Genomic DNA, 16,133 nt, shown 5'->3' with positions numbered 1-16,133 from the left:
AATGAAAATACTAGTCTTATCTTGGGAATATCCACCATATAGCATGGGAGGATTAGCCAGTCATTTATATGATTTATTACCCGAATTAGCTAAACAAGGAATTGAGGTTTATCTTGTAACACAAGGGACAGAGGATACACCAGATTATGAAAAGAAAGATGGCTTGCATATTTATCGAGTCTATACCCCTAAGATTTCTACACCAGATTTTTCTTCTTGGGTGATGTTGCTCAACTATAAATTACTAGAAAAAGCAATTTCGGTTATCAATAGTAATCAAATCGATCTAGTTCATAGCCATGATTGGTTAGTAACTTTTGCTAGTCAAACTTTAAAGCATACTTACGCATTGCCTTTAGTAACGACTATTCATGCTACTGAAATTGGTAGAAATCATGGAATTCACAATGAAGAGCAAAAGTATATCAATGATATTGAATGGTGGACAACTTATGAAGCTTGGAAGGTAATCTGTTGTAGTGATTATATGAAAGGTGAGGTAACGGGACATTTTTCTCTACCACAAGATAAGGTGAAAGTGATTAGAAATGGTGTTAAGGAAGAGAATTTTTCTTCTCAATATAATGATGATTTTAGGGCCAACTTTGCTCATCCCAATGAGGATATTGTCTTCTTTATTGGTAGATTGGTTCAAGAAAAAGGAGTACAAGTTTTATTAGATGCTGTACCAGAAATCTTAAAATATAACCCACAAACTAAATTTATCATTGCTGGAAATGGGCCCAAAGAGGATGATTTGAAAGCTAAAGCTAGAAGGTTAGGAATTGCTCAGCATGTCTATTTTACCGGTTATGCTCGAGAAAAATTAAGAAACTCTCTTTATCAAATAGCAGATGTAGCTGTCTTTCCTAGTCTGTATGAGCCATTTGGGATTGTTGCTCTAGAAGCAATGATTACTAAGACTCCACTGGTGGTTTCAGATGTTGGTGGACTAGGTGAGATAGTTGATCATCGTCGGAATGGATTGAAGACTTATCCAGATGATAGCCATTCTTTAGCATCAAATATACTTAAGACCTTATATGATGAGAAATTGACTAAAGAGATGGTTGCTAATGCTTACCAAGAAGCAAAAAATGATTATCACTGGGCCAACATTGCTGAGCAGACTGTAGAGGTCTATCGAGATGTTTTATCAGAGTATGAAACCAGTGATTGGGATGAAGAAGAGATTGTGATGTGATCCTTTAAGTGAATATAATTTTTTAAAAGGGAGATTTTATATCTCTCTTTTTTGATTATTGTGGCACAATATTGAGTTGACAGTTTACGGTTTACAGTTTACAGTTGAAGGTCAAAATCTTAAAAAATTAAGATCTTAAGACCTTTGAAAAGTCTTATGTTTAAGGGGTTAGAGTGGTTTTGAGTTTACGTTTTCCTTCGGGTTCTTTAAACCCTTCGTGATGAAAAAATTAGCTCTTAGTTTTTTTCTATCCACTGTCAACCGTCAACTGTTCACTGTTAACTGATATAAAGTGGCAAAGTGCCACTTTATATCAATACAATTTAATTTTAAAAGAAGGAGAATATACCTAAAATATGGAAACAATAATTAGGCGAAATAAATATATAAATTGAATTAATGATTTTTTTCAATTTACTTAACCTAAGTTCTTTTAAGAGTGAATGGTTTCAGTGAAAAATTTAAATTCAACTTATATAGTAAAGGAGTGATTAAGAATATTCAATTTAATATTGGCTGTAGTGATTACAGGAGCAGTTTATATTAGACGGCAAGTTGATTTTAGAGTAAAGGTCTTATTTCATCCGATTGTGTTGGCCCCTTTGTTGGGTAGCATGTTGGGAAGTGAAGGGTTTAGTACAGGGGTTACTATTGGCGTTATAGCAGAGTTGATTTGGGGTAGTAATTTAGTTGAGTATACTGCTGGTTTTAAATATGGTTTATTGGCTAGCTTATTGACTGTGGCTTTAACTATTTTGACAGGAAATATAAGTTTGATCCTAAATTTGAGTTTAGTTTTAATTTTATCATTTGCTTTTCAAGAAGTCTTTGATTTTTTAGAAGGCAATAAATATTTTCTTTTACCTCTTCTAGTCTTTAATTTATTGGTATTATTTAGTGTGCCATTGATTCAACAATTATTAGGCTTAACTCCAGTTCAATTTTTGGCTGAGTTATCGATTACTGCTGGATTATTTCCAGTTATTGGACTAGCTATCTTCTTAATTCAAGGAATTAAGCCTCTCTTTAATAGAGATAACGTCTGGTATTATTCTTATGCTTTAGCTGCTATAATTGCATCTGTCTTAGTGTATAATAACTATTATTGGGGATTGTTCTTCTTTCCAATCTTGTGGTATGGTTTATATTATCTGTGGGATAGAACCAATATTTTAGAGCTTAAGAATTATTTTAGGTTTGTCTTGATTGGCTTAGTTATAATAGCTACTCCGTTAATTTTAAATTTTAGTAGTGTATATATTACAAGTACTTTAAAACATATACTCTGGGCAGAAGCCTTATTAGCAATTTTTGCTGTGTTAAGGCTATTTAAATTAACAGGAATTGAAGGTTATTTTATTTTAGTATTAATAGGTATTATTGGAACAAGATTGGGTATCTTTATTTAAGATGAAGGGGGAAAAGAGATGATCAATTTAGTAGCGGATTTACATACTCATACGATTGCTAGTGGTCATGCTTATTCTACTGTGAATGAAATGGCAGCAGGGGCGAAAGAGAATGGGATTGAGATATTAGCTATTACAGACCACGGGCCAAATATGCCTGGAGGGCCTCATCTTTATCATTTTGGTAATCTGCGGGTTCTTCCTGAAACAATAGATGGTGTTAGGATCATTAAAGGGGTAGAAGCTAATGTGTTTGATGGTTTAGGCCAATTGGATTTACCGGTTGAAGTATTGGCTAATTTGGATCTTGTATTAGCTGGTTTTCATGTTGGAGCTGGTTATAATCCTCGTAGTAAAGAAGAAAATACTGCAGCGATGATCAATGCAATACAGAATCCTCTGGTAGATATTATAGTCCATCCTGGTAATCCAGAGTATGAAGTTGAGATTAGCAAGGTATTGGAAGTAGCTAAAAAAGAACAGACTCTATTAGAGATAAATAATAGTTCTTATTATAGTCGGCCAGGGAGTAAGGAAAGATGTTTAGAGATTGCTAAAGAAGCTAAGGAGATGGAAGTTAAGGTTTCGTTAGGAACTGATGCTCATTATTGTAAGCAGGTCGGTAAGTTTGATTTAGCATTAGAATTAGTTGAGAAGGCAGGATTGGGTGCAGATGATATCTTGAATAGTTCTGTACAGCAAGTGCTTGACTTTATTGCTACTAAACGGGAAGTGAAAGAGGAGTTACTAGAGGTTGATTAGTATTTATTTAATAATATGGGATAGAATACTATTGAGGTGAAATTGATGCGACTGAATGCAGATTATCATACTCATACTCTCTATAGCCACGGTAAAGGAACAATTAGGGAGAATATAGAGGTAGCAATTGCTAAAGGATTAGAAAGAATAGCCATCTCTGATCACGGGCCAGCTTGTTATGGTTTTGGAGTCAGGGATGCTGCTACCTTCTTAGAGATAAAAAAAGAAGTGGATAAGTATGATCAGTTATATCCGGAAATTAAGGTATTAGCTGGAGTAGAAGCAAATGTGATCAGTTTAGATGGAAAGTTAGATCTACCACGGTTTATTTTAGAAGAATTGGATGTTGTATTAGTAGGGTTACACTTACCGATCAAGCCAGTAAGTTGGCAAGATGGAGTAGGGATTATCTTTAATAATGTAATTGTTGATAAGTTAAAGTTAAAATCGAAGGAGATAAGGAAGAAGAATACGGAAGCTTTAGTTAATGCTATCCAGAATTATAAAATCGATATTATCACTCATCCAGGTTATCGGATCAATATTGATACTCAAAGGTTGGCCCGGGAAGCAGCTAAAAGGGATACAGCTTTAGAGATAAATGCCAGTCATGGCTATTTAACTGAAGAATTTGTAAAGGTTGCAGTTAGTGAAAATGTAAAATTCAGTTTAGGTAGTGATGCTCATAAGCCAGTTGATGTAGGAGAAGTAAAACCAGCTTTACAAGTAGCTAAAAGTGCTGGTTTGAGTGTGGAAGATATTATTAATGTTGTTTAAAATAGAAATAAATTAATATTACTAAAATGACAGATATAAGTTGTTAGTTTATTAATCGGGACAGTAGTGGTATAATTAAGCTTAAGGTTGAATAAAAGCAATTTACGATTGACAATTAAGATCATTTTCTAATTAAAAACAGATGTTCTGTATATTTTATAATTATGCACTGTACTAATAAGATTTAATTCAACTATCAATTGTCAATTATTAATTAATAAGGAGGGGACAGATGGAGAATAAGCTTGATTTTGTAATTATTACTGGAATGTCTGGAGCAGGAAAATCAGAGACGGTTAAGATATTTGAAGATGTTGGCTTTTTTTGTGTCGATAATCTACCTCCTGCTTTGATCTCTAAATTTGCAGAGCTATGTTGGCAGTCTAAAGGAGAAATAAATAAAGTAGCTTTAGTAATTGATGTTAGAGGTGGAGATTTTTTTGATAATTTATTTACTGAATTGGCTAAATTAGAGAATATTATTGCTGATTATAGGGTTTTATTTTTAGAAGCAGGGACAGAAACTTTGATTAATAGATTTAAGAAGACCAGAAGGCGTCATCCGTTGGCCCGACAAGGAAGGATTTTAGAAGCAATTAATTTAGAACGTGAAAAGCTAGAAAGAATAAGAGGGAAAGCTGATAAGATTATTAATACAACTAACTTAACCCCTAAGGAACTTAAGAAGAAGATTCAACAGGATTTTATTGAAAAAAAGAATGAAAAGCAGTTGAATTTATCAATCTTATCCTTTGGCTTTAAATATGGAGTACCATTGGATGCTGATTTAATGTTTGATGTTAGATTTTTGCCTAATCCGCACTATGTTGATTCATTACGACCGTTAACTGGAGAAGATAAAAGAGTACAGGATTATGTATTAAAATGGCCAATTACCCAAAAATTTAAATATAAACTATTTGATTTAATCAGATTTTTAATACCTCAATATATTAAGGAAGGAAAGTCCCATTTGATGATTGCTATAGGTTGTACAGGAGGTAAGCATCGTTCAGTTACTTTAGCTGAGAAATTATATCAAGAATTAAAAAATGAATATAACGTCTTAATTGAGCATCGTGATTCTGATAAATAGGAGTGTGGTTGATGAAAGAGTTTAAGTGGTTTTATCCTGGTTTAAAATTTAAAAGATGGTTATTTGTAATTGCAATTGGAATTGTTTTGGTTGGGGTTGGAGTGGCAGTAGTTGTTAGTTTTCAAGCTTTAAGTCTAGTTGAAAGTTTAGTAATTGAATTTTTAGGTGATTTAGTCGGTGATTTAGCTGACTTAGTTCATAGAACAATTGGAATTAGTTTGATTCTAGGAGGGGTTTTGGTAGTTTTATTTGGAACTAGAAAGATGATTGATTCTATTTTAGAAGCCGTAGTGCCTGAAAGTGAGGATAATTTAGTAGAGTTATTGTACCAAAAAAGATACTTAAAAAAAGGGCCAAAGATAGTTGTTGTTGGAGGTGGGACTGGTCTTTCTACCATGTTACGAGGGATAAAAAAATTTACTAATAATATTACTGCTATTGTAACTGTTGCTGATGATGGAGGAAGTTCAGGAGCCTTACGAGAACAATTAGGGATCTTACCGCCAGGTGATATTAGAAATTGCTTGGTTGCTTTGGCAGATACAGAGCCTTTGATGGAAAAATTATTTCAGTATCGCTTTAATAAAGGAGATGAATTAAAAGGGCATAGCTTTGGAAACTTATTCATAGCTACTATGTCTGAAGTATTAGGGGATTTTGAAGAAGGGGTCAAGGAGTCAAGCAAGGTATTGGCTATTAAAGGGCAGGTTTTGCCTTCTACTTTAGAGGATTTACGCTTATCTGCTAAATTAAAAGATGGTAAGATTATTAGTGGTGAATCTCAAATTCCTAAAGTTAAAGGTGAAATTGAAAAAGTTTTTATTGAACCAGCTGATAGTGAGCCTTTACCTGAGGCATTAACTGCTATCGAAGACGCGGATTTGATTGTTTTAGGGCCGGGTAGTTTGTATACTAGTATTTTACCTAATTTATTGGTCAAAAAATTAACGACTGCAATTAAAAAGGCTGATGCTTCTAAATTATATGTCTGTAATGTAATGACTCAACCTGGTGAAACAGATCATTATACAGCCAGTGATCATCTGCAGGCACTATATGATCATGTAGGAGATCAGATTGTTGATTATGTATTAGCTAATAGTGAAGAAGTAGACAGAAAATTGATTAAAAAATATGCTCAAGAAGGAGCAGAACCTGTGAAAGCAGACCTGGCTAAATTGAAAGAGCAAGGAGTAAAGGTAATCCATGAACCTGTAATTAACCAGTCTAATTTGGTCAGACATAATCCTGATAAATTAGCTAGAGTAATTATGGATTTGGTTATTGAGGAAAAGAATAATTATTTTTAGGCAGGTAAGAATTAAAAGGTGGGAATAGATATGTCATTTACAGATGAAGTTAAAAATGAAGTAGCAAGACAAGACTTTGGTGCTGAGTGTTGTAGAGTAGTTGAGCTAGCAGCTTTAGTTAAAAATAATGGAAGCTTAAGAATAGATAATCAACAATTAGCTTTAAATTTAAAAAGTAAGAATGCTGCAGTAGCAAGAAGGATTTATAGATTATTACAAGAGCAGTTTGATTTTTTCACACATATAATTGTTAGGAAAAAGATGTATTTAGATAAGAAGAATTATTATATTATTAGGGTGCCACCTCAACCAGGCGTTAGAGAAGTTTTGATTGAATGTGGTTTGATTACAGATGAGTATCAACTTAATCATCAGATTAAAGAAGAATTAATAGCTAATAAATGTTGTACAAGATCTTATTTACGAGGGGTTTTTTTGGCTGTTGGATCAGTCAGCAATCCTGATAGTGAGTATCATTTAGAAGTGACAGTTAGTTCAGAAAAATATGCTATACAGCTACAGAAATTATGTATGAAGTTTAAAATTGATTTAAAACGGCGTCAAAAAAATGGTGGTTATTTATTATATCTGAAAAAAGCTGATGATATTATTAAGGTGATGAATTTGATTGGCTCTGATTGGGCAGTGTTACAATTTGAAAATGCTCGAGTTTATAAGGAAGTTCGTAATCGAGTTAATCGAATTGTTAATTGTGAAACAGCTAATTTAAATAAGACAGTAGTTGCAGCTCAGAGACATTTAGAAGATATTGAATTGATTGATAGTTTACAGGGATTGGATAAATTACCGACCAGTTTACAGGAGATAGCAGAATTGAGAAGGAAGAATCCTTACTCTAGTTTAAAGGAGTTAGGAGAGTTATTAGAGCCAACTTTGAGTAAATCGGGGGTCAATCATCGCTTAAGAAGGATTAAAAAGATAGCCGATAAATTGAAGGGGAAGTAGATAGTGTTAGTGTCTGTAATCAGTGTGAGTGAAGTTTAATTACAATATTGTGGCACTTTTAGTGCCACAATATTGAGTTGACAGTTTACGGTTTACAGTTGACAGTTGAAGGTCAAAATCTTAAAAGCTTAAGACCTTAAAACCTTTGAAAAGTCTTATGTTTAAGAGTTTAGAGTGGTTTGAATTTAGATTTTTAACTGTCAACCGTCAACTGTTCACTGTCAACTGATATAAAGTGGCAAAGTGCCACTTTATATCAATACGACTTAAGTTTATCATAAAAAATAAAAAAAGTTATTTTTCTTGCAGGAATTATATTCTTCATCTAGAAAAATTAAAAGTGGTAACAGAAGTAATTGTTGTCTTGATTTATTTTTTAGGTGCATCGGGACAAATCCATACTACTTGGACATATTTGTCCCGCAGTTAGAATATTAATCAAGTATTAGAATTAAATTGAATTAATTAGCTACTAAAAGATGATATTTCCAGTATATTAAGAAGTTGATTGAGGAGATAATAAGTATAAGATATTGATGAAGGTTTAACTTGGGGGATTTCGTATGGTAGATTATTTTAAATTACAACAAGAGATAGCACCAGAATTGATTAAGATGATTGAAAAAAGATATGGTGTTTTGAAGAATATCTCTCGGTTACAGCCGATTGGTCGTAGGTCTTTGGCTAATAAGCTTAATTTAAGTGAGAGGACTGTGCGTAATCATTTAGTTTTTTTTAGGGAAAAGGATTTTATTGAAATTACTGCCGCTGGTACTAAAATTACTGTCAGTGGAGAGAGAATATTGTGGCAGTTGGATGGTTATATTAAAGAATTAAGAGGAACTACTAATTTAGAGCGTCAACTAAAGCAAGTCTTAGGTATAGATGTATATATTGTTCCTAATGGTTTGGGTACTGGTCAAGATCAGGAAGAATTAGGAAGGTTTGCTGCTGATTTTTTAAAGGATTTAATCTCTAAAGAGGATATTATTGCTGTAACTGGTGGTACTACTTTAGCTACTGTAGCTGAAATGATGGTACCATGCCAAGAAGATTTAGATGTTACGGTAGTACCAGCTCGAGGGGGATTAGGAGAAGGGGTTGAGATTCAAGCAAATACTATTGGGGCCAAGATTTCCGATAAATTAGGTGGCGAGTATCATCTATTACATATACCAGATAATTTAAAAGAAGAGACAATTTCTAGGTTGCTTACTGAAGATTCAATTCAAGGAGTTTTAGAATTATCTAAACAGGCAGATATTTTGGTTCATGGGATAGGAACTGCAGAGGTAATGGCCGAAAGAAGGAGTATGCCACTAGCAAAGATTGAACAATTGAAGTCAGTTGGGGCTGTTGGAGAAGCTTTTGGTTATTATTTTGATCAAGCAGGAGAGATTGTTTATTCCACAACAAGTGTAGGGTTAAAATTATCTGAGCTGGTTAAGATAAAAAAGGTAATTGCTATTGCTGGAGGTAAGAGCAAGGCAAAAGCAATTTTGGCTGTTATTTCAGCTAGGCATCAAGATATCTTGATCACTGATGAAGAAGCTGCAAAAGCTATTTTAGAGTTGACAAAGTAAAGCTTAGGTTTTAAAGCTTTATTTTCAAATAAAACTAAAAGTTATAAGGAGGAGTTAAGATGAGTAAAAAAATTGCAATTAATGGTTTTGGTCGTATTGGGAGAGGCTTTTTAAGGTTGGTTGAACAAAGAGGTGAAGATTTAGAGATTGTTGCTATCAACGATTTGACTGATGTTGAAACTTTAGCTTATCTATTGAGGTATGACTCTGTGCATGGTCGTTTTGATGGAACTGTAGAAGTTAATGAAGGTAACTTAGTAGTTAATGGTAATGAGATTGCGGTTACTGCAATTCCTGAGCCTACTGAATTGCCATGGGGTGAAAATGATATTGATGTTGTAATTGAGGCTACTGGTGTATTTAGAAAGAGAGAACAGATAGCACAACATTTAGAAGCTGGAGCGAAAAAGGTTCTTTTAACGGTACCAGCTAAAGATGAGATTGATAATACAATTGTACTTGGTGTTAATGATGATGAGCTATCTGATGATGATAAGATTGTTTCTAACGCATCTTGTACAACTAATTGTTTAGCTCCATTAGCTAAAGCTTTAAATGATGAGTTTGGAATTGAAAAAGCTCTAATTACTACAGTGCATGGTTATACTGCTACTCAAGCTATCTTGGATGCTCCTGCAGGTAAGCGAAGAAGAGGTAGAGCTGCTGCTGAGAATATTATACCTACTACTACTGGTGCTGCTATTGCAACTACTAAGGTATTACCTGAATTGGAAGGTAAGATTGATGGAATGGCAATGAGAGTTCCAGTTCCTAATGGTTCTTGTGTTGATGGAGTATTTACTTTAGGTCAGGATGTTACTGTAGAAGAGGTAAATGCTGCACTTAAAGAAAAAGCTGAAGGTGAAATGAATGGTGTTTTAGGTTATACTGAAGAAGAGCTTGTATCTCGTGATATTATGGGAATTGAACATTCTTCTTTAGTAGATGCTGACTCTACAATGGTTGTTAATGGTAATATGGTTAAAATTATTTCTTGGTATGATAATGAGTTAAGTTATACTAATCGAGTTATTGATTTAGCACTTAAATTGTAAGCTAGTTAATTTTGGGGTCAGATTATTTCTGGCCCTAAAATAACTTACAGATTAGTGATTGGTAATTAGTAACTGGTGACTAGCAACTAGTAATTAGTTACAAATTACTAAGAAAGTTATAACTGTGGAGGTGTGTAAATAATGGATAAAAAGACATTGAAGGATGTAGATGTTAAGGGAAAGAGAGTCTTGGTAAGAGTTGACTTTAATGTACCTTTAGAAGATGGAACAGTAACAGATGATACAAGAGTTGAAGCAGCTTTGCCGACAATTAATTATTTAATTGAGCAAGATGCAAAAGTAATCTTAATGAGCCATTTAGGGCGACCGGGTGGTGAAGTTAAAGAGGAGTTAAGATTAGATCCAGTTGCACAAGTATTATCAAATAAATTAGAGCAGGCAGTAATTAAGACTGATGATACTGTTGGTGATGAGCCTCAAGAGGCAATCTCTAGAATGGAAACTGGAGATGTATTATTGCTGGAAAATACTCGATTTAATCCTGGAGAAAAGAAGAATGATCCAGAGTTTGCTAAACAGCTTGGTCAATTAGCAGACATCTATGTCAATGATGCTTTTGGAGCTACCCATCGAGCTCATGCTTCTACAGCAGGAGTTGCTGATTATGTTGATGAAGCAGCAGTAGGATTTTTAATTCAAAATGAGCTAGAGACGATGGGCCAAGCGGTAAAAAATCCGGGCCAACCTTTTGTAGCTATTATTGGTGGAGCAAAGGTATCTGATAAGATTGGAGTAATTGAAGCATTAATAGAGAAGGTTGATGCCTTATTGATTGGTGGTGGAATGGCCAATACCTTCATTGCTGCTCAAGGGTATGAAACTGGAGATTCTTTGCTAGAAGAGGATAAGATTGATTTAGCTAAAGAGTTGATTGAACAGGCTGAAGCTAAAGGGGTTAACTTAGCATTACCTGTTGATGTGGTTGTTGCTGATGATTTTGCTGCTGATGCTGAACATAAGGTAGTGGCAGTAGATGGGATTGAAGCTGGCTGGCAAGCATTGGATGTTGGCCCGGAAACAGTTAAAAATTATAGTGACATAATTAATCAAGCTGAAACAATTTTATGGAATGGGCCAATGGGAGTCTTTGAAATGGATAACTTTGCTAAGGGAACTAACCAAGTAGCTCAAGCCTTAGCAGATTCTGATGCAACTACAATTATCGGTGGTGGAGATTCTGCAGCAGCAGTCAAAAAGGCTGGGTTGGAGAATGAGATGACCCACATATCAACCGGTGGAGGAGCATCGTTGCAATTTTTCCAAGGTAAGGCTTTGCCTGCAGTGGAGGCGTTGAATGACAAATAAGAAAAGCAATTAATGCTAAGTTAAAAATTAAAATAAGAGGTAAAGTTACATGGACACGGCCAGTCTTTATTTTTAGACTGGGCGGGAAGCACTTCATTAGTTGAAATTTAATACGATCAGTCTAAAATTTTAGACTGATCAAGAAATATATCTAACTAAGAACTTACAAAAATGGAGGGGTAAATTATGCGTAGACCATTTATTGCTGGAAATTGGAAGATGAATAAGACGGTTGATGAGGCTGTAGAGATGGTAACAGAATTAAAAGAATTGGTAGCTGGAGTTGAAGATGTAGATATTGCTATTTGTGCTCCAGCAGTTGACTTATATGCTATGAATAAAGTCGTTGCTGATACAAATATTGCTCTTGGTGCTGAAAATATGTATTGGAAAGAAAGTGGGGCTTATACAGGGGAGTTATCTCCAGCAATGATCAAATCTGTAGGATGTGAGTATGTAATCATCGGTCACTCTGAAAGAAGAGAGATTTTTGGTGAAGATGATCAACTATTGAACTTAAAATTAAAGACTGCGTTTGCTGAAGATTTAAATCCGATCTTATGTATTGGAGAGAAGTTAGCCGAGCGAGAATCAGGGGCTCACTTTGATAAGGTTGAATTCCAACTAGAAGCTGGCTTATCAGGAATTGAAGCAGCAGATGTAAAGAATATGGTACTTGCTTATGAACCACTATGGGCGATTGGAACTGGAGAGACTGCTACTCCAGAGCAAGCTGAAGAAATAATCAGCTTTATTCGTGAAAAGGTTGCTAAGATGTATGATCAAAAAACAGCAGAAGCTGTACGAATCCAATATGGTGGTAGTGTTAAGCCACATAATGTAACAGAGATTATGGCTCAACCTAATATTGATGGAGCATTGGTAGGAGGAGCTAGTCTAGAGGCTGAATCATTCTCCCAAATTGTTAAGTTTGACTAAGATAACACTACTTACACTCTAATAGGTAAGCTGTATTTAAGATGGTCAACTTTGAAATGAAGTAGTACAATATTGAGTTGACAGTGTACAGTGAACAGTGTACAGTTAAGATCAAGAGATTAAAAGCTTAAGACCTCTAAAATTCCTTACGCCTATAGGTTAGGGTGATTTTGATTTTAAGATTTTAATGGGTTTAACTGTCAACTGTAAACCGTAAACTGTACACTGATATTTAGTGGCAAAGTGCCACTAAATATCAAGTAGGTTTGATTATCTATATTTTGGGTAGGATATTATGGAGGAAGGAGAGATAACGGTGGCAATACCTAAACCGCTAGTATTGATGATATTAGATGGATTTGGTCTTAATGAAGAAGATAAAGGAAATGCAGTTAAAGCAGCTAATACTTCTAACTTTGATGAATTATTTGCTAAATACCCAACTACTACCCTTGATGCTGCAGGAGATGCAGTTGGATTGCCAGAGGGGCAGATGGGTAATTCAGAGGTTGGCCATCTTAACTTAGGTGCAGGAAGGGTTGTTTATCAGGATTTCACACGGATTAATAAGTCCATTGAGGATCAATCTTTTTTTGAAAATGAAGTTCTCTTAAAAGCAATCGAAAATGTAAAGCAGAATAATAGTGCTTTACATTTAATGGGGTTATTATCTGATGGTGGAGTACATAGTCATATTGAGCATTTATATGCTTTGTTAGAATTAGCTAAGAAAAATGAAGTAAAAGAGGTTTATATACATGCACCATTAGATGGAAGAGATGTACCTCCAGCTTGTGCTAAAAAATATGTCACAGCTTTAGAAGAGAAGATGTCTGAGCTAGGTATAGGTCAAATAGCGACAATCGGTGGTCGCTACTATTATATGGATCGTGATCATCGTTGGGAGCGAACTCAAAAAGCTTACGATGCGATCTGTCTTGGAGAAGGAGAGGTAGCTACTACAGCTATTGAAGCAATTGAAAACTCTTATGCTCAAGATAAAGAAGATGAATTTGTATTACCAACAGTAATTGTTGATCAGCAAAAAGAACCAGTGACAACTTTACAAAATGATGACTCAGTTATCTTCTTTAATTTTCGACCTGATAGAGCTCGTCAATTGACTAGAGCCTTAAGTGATCAGGAGTTTGATGGATTTGAGAGAAGAGAGCATCCGGAGGTTTATTTTGTCTGTATGACTGAGTATGATGAAACGATTGATGCCCCAATTGCTTTTCCTCCTGTAGAGATTAAGAATACTTTAGGTCAAGTATTAGCTGAGCATGACTTAAAGCAATTACGAACTGCAGAGACTGAAAAGTATGCTCATGTAACCTTCTTCTTTAATGGAGGAAAAGAAGCTCCTAATCAGGGAGAAAGTAGGGAGTTAATTCCTTCCCCAGAGGTTGCTACTTATGAGATGAAACCCGAAATGAGTGCTTATCAAGTAACCGATAAATTAATTGAACAACTTGAGGAAGAGGATTATGATGTTGTAATTTTAAATTATGCTAATCCTGATATGGTAGGGCATACTGGTTATTTTGATGCTGTTGTTGAAGCATTAGAGGTAGTTGATGAATGTTTGGGCAAGGTGGTTGATAAAGTGAAAGAGTTAGAGGGAGCAGTTCTAATTACAGCTGATCATGGGAATAGTGATCAGATGATTGATTATGAAACTGAAGAACCATTTACTGCTCATACGAATAGTCAAGTTCCTTTAATTTATATCAATCAGCAGCAGACAGGTATAGAGTTAATGGATGGAGGTAAATTAGCAGATGTAGCTCCTACAATGCTAGATTTATTAGAGATTGAAATACCAGAGGAGATGACTGGAAACTCATTGATTGAGAATAATAAGAGTTAACTTAATTACAATTCAGTTTAAGTTTGAGTCTAAGTCTAAGTAAGAGCTAAGCCCTTATGTTTCTAGTGGTTGACTTAAACTTAAACTTAGTCTTAAACTTAAGCCTTATATCAATAAAGAATAAGAGGAGGAATAAAAATGTTTGGAAATACTATAATTGAAGAAGTTCATGCTAGAGAGATTTTAGATTCTAGAGGAAACCCAACTGTAGAGGTAGATGTTTATTTGACTGGAGGTATTTATGGTCGAGCTGCGGTTCCTTCTGGTGCTTCTACTGGAGAGTATGAAGCAGTAGAATTACGAGATGGAGAGGAGCGTTATCGGGGTAAAGGTGTTCAAAAAGCAATTAATCATGTTAATGAAGATATAGCTCCTGAAATCTTGGGTATGGATGCTACACGACAGGTTGAAATCGATAGATTAATGATTGAGTTAGATGGTAGTAAAAACAAAGGTAATTTTGGTGCCAATGCTATTTTAGGAGTATCACTAGCAGTAGCTAAAGCAGCTGCTAATGCTTTTGGATTGCCTTTATATCAGTATTTGGGTGGAGTTAATGCTAAGGAACTGCCAGTACCAATGATGAATATCTTAAATGGTGGAGAGCATGCTGACTCTGCTGTTGATGTCCAGGAGTTTATGGTAATGCCTGTTAATTTCAGCACTTATAGTGAAGCATTGCAGGCAGGAGCTGAGATCTTCCATGCTTTACATGACATTCTTGCAGAAAGAGGAGATGTAACTGCAGTCGGTAATGAAGGTGGATTTGCTCCACGAGAAATAGAGGGTACTGAAGGTGCAATTGAGGTTATTTTAGAAGCAATTGAAAAGGCAGGATATACTCCAGGTCAAGATATTAAGTTGGCCCTAGATGTTGCTGCTACTGAGATATATGAAGATGGTGTTTATAACTTCAAACGTGAAGGGGTTAAAAGAAGTAGTGAAGAGATGATTGAGTTTTATAAGGAGCTAGTTGAAAAGTATCCAATTGTATCGATTGAAGATGGATTAGATGAAGATGATGATTGGGATGGTTGGGTTAAATTAAATGATGCTATAGGAGATAAGATTCAATTAGTTGGTGATGATCTATATGTAACTAATACAGAGCGTTTAGCAAAAGGAATTGAAATGGGAGCTAGTAATTCAATCTTGATTAAGGTTAATCAGATTGGAACATTAACTGAAACTTTAGATGCAATTGAATTAGCAAAGAGAAATAATATGACTGCTGTTATTTCTCACCGCTCAGGAGAGACTGAAGATGATACAATCGCTGATCTAGTTGTTGCTACAAATGCAGGTCAGATTAAGACAGGTTCTACTTCCCGTTCTGATAGAATGGCCAAGTATAATCAATTATTGAGAATTGAAGAGGATTTGGCCCAGGCAGGTCAATACAATGGATTAGCTAATCTTTATAATCTATAATTAGATTAAATAAGGTGTGGGATTTCCTGCACCTTTTATCAATTGCTTTTTTTATTTAAATATGTTAAAATGATAGTTGGATTTTTAACTAGGGGGTGCAAAAAGTGCTGATTCTTAAAGTGCTTCTAATTATTGTTTCAATTGTTTTAATCGTTGCAGTATTATTGCAGTCTGGAAAGAGTGCTGGACTGTCTGGAGCAATTGATGGTGGAGCTACGTCGATGTTTGGAGGAAAAGGTAAAGCGTTAGATAGTTTTTTGAATAAATTAACAATAGTAATGGCTGTCTTATTTATGTTGTTATCCTTAGTAATAGTAGCTATTCAATAGTTAATTTAGTTAAACTCTTGGTTGGATTTTTATCTGGCTAAGAGTTATGTTTTTTAATACATAAATTTAATTAAAG

Annotated in this window: 14 protein-coding genes; all 14 read left to right on the top strand. The window is 34.8% G+C overall.

Annotated features, from left to right (window positions below; translation table 11 throughout):
- The first annotated feature begins 1 nt into the window (after position 1).
- The 14 genes from MWH28_RS07460 to secG all read left to right on the top strand — a co-directional run bounded on the left by MWH28_RS07460 (position 2) and on the right by secG (position 16,057).
- Positions 2–1,204, top strand: a complete 1,203-nt coding sequence (locus MWH28_RS07460) for a glycosyltransferase family 4 protein (protein WP_248618678.1) — start codon at positions 2–4, stop codon at positions 1,202–1,204.
- 521 nt (positions 1,205–1,725) lie between these two features.
- Positions 1,726–2,613, top strand: a complete 888-nt coding sequence (locus MWH28_RS07455; RefSeq protein ID WP_248618706.1) for a hypothetical protein — start codon at positions 1,726–1,728, stop codon at positions 2,611–2,613.
- Positions 2,614–2,634: 21 nt separating this feature from the next.
- Complete coding sequence (locus tag MWH28_RS07450) at positions 2,635–3,375, top strand: phosphatase (RefSeq protein WP_345894759.1); 741 nt, start codon at positions 2,635–2,637, stop codon at positions 3,373–3,375.
- A gap of 45 nt (positions 3,376–3,420) precedes the next feature.
- Positions 3,421–4,152 (top strand): PHP domain-containing protein, encoded by a 732-nt coding sequence (locus tag MWH28_RS07445; protein WP_248618676.1) that lies wholly within the window; start codon positions 3,421–3,423, stop codon positions 4,150–4,152.
- Positions 4,153–4,384: 232 nt separating this feature from the next.
- Positions 4,385–5,248: an RNase adapter RapZ gene (gene rapZ / locus MWH28_RS07440; protein ID WP_248618675.1), complete on the top strand. Its 864-nt coding sequence runs from the start codon at positions 4,385–4,387 to the stop codon at positions 5,246–5,248.
- An 11-nt stretch (positions 5,249–5,259) separates the two neighbouring features.
- On the top strand, positions 5,260–6,558 hold the full coding sequence (locus MWH28_RS07435; RefSeq protein WP_248618674.1) for a gluconeogenesis factor YvcK family protein: 1,299 nt from the start codon (positions 5,260–5,262) through the stop codon (positions 6,556–6,558).
- A 30-nt stretch (positions 6,559–6,588) separates the two neighbouring features.
- Positions 6,589–7,524 (top strand): DNA-binding protein WhiA, encoded by a 936-nt coding sequence (gene whiA / locus MWH28_RS07430; RefSeq protein WP_248618673.1) that lies wholly within the window; start codon positions 6,589–6,591, stop codon positions 7,522–7,524.
- Positions 7,525–8,087: 563 nt separating this feature from the next.
- Complete coding sequence (locus MWH28_RS07425) at positions 8,088–9,107, top strand: sugar-binding transcriptional regulator (protein ID WP_248618672.1); 1,020 nt, start codon at positions 8,088–8,090, stop codon at positions 9,105–9,107.
- Between the two features lie 59 nt (positions 9,108–9,166).
- Positions 9,167–10,162, top strand: a complete 996-nt coding sequence (gene gap / locus MWH28_RS07420; RefSeq protein ID WP_248618671.1) for a type I glyceraldehyde-3-phosphate dehydrogenase — start codon at positions 9,167–9,169, stop codon at positions 10,160–10,162.
- Positions 10,163–10,303: 141 nt separating this feature from the next.
- Positions 10,304–11,488, top strand: coding sequence for a phosphoglycerate kinase (locus MWH28_RS07415; RefSeq protein ID WP_248618670.1), 1,185 nt, complete (start codon positions 10,304–10,306; stop codon positions 11,486–11,488).
- Between the two features lie 186 nt (positions 11,489–11,674).
- Positions 11,675–12,427, top strand: coding sequence for a triose-phosphate isomerase (gene tpiA, locus MWH28_RS07410; RefSeq protein WP_248618669.1), 753 nt, complete (start codon positions 11,675–11,677; stop codon positions 12,425–12,427).
- A 316-nt stretch (positions 12,428–12,743) separates the two neighbouring features.
- Positions 12,744–14,297, top strand: coding sequence for a 2,3-bisphosphoglycerate-independent phosphoglycerate mutase (gpmI, locus tag MWH28_RS07405; protein ID WP_428323573.1), 1,554 nt, complete (start codon positions 12,744–12,746; stop codon positions 14,295–14,297).
- Between the two features lie 138 nt (positions 14,298–14,435).
- Positions 14,436–15,728 (top strand): phosphopyruvate hydratase, encoded by a 1,293-nt coding sequence (gene eno, locus MWH28_RS07400; RefSeq protein WP_248618668.1) that lies wholly within the window; start codon positions 14,436–14,438, stop codon positions 15,726–15,728.
- Between the two features lie 104 nt (positions 15,729–15,832).
- The gene (gene secG, locus MWH28_RS07395; protein ID WP_248618667.1) at positions 15,833–16,057 is read left to right on the top strand and encodes a preprotein translocase subunit SecG; all 225 of its coding nucleotides are present in this window, start codon (positions 15,833–15,835) and stop codon (positions 16,055–16,057) included.
- Positions 16,058–16,133 lie beyond the last annotated feature (76 nt).

Origin of the sequence: Natroniella sulfidigena (genome assembly GCF_023223645.1) — a bacterium.
Classification (GTDB): Bacteria; Bacillota; Halanaerobiia; order Halobacteroidales; family Halobacteroidaceae; genus Natroniella; species Natroniella sulfidigena.
This window is presented reverse-complemented; position numbering and strand designations above follow the sequence as displayed.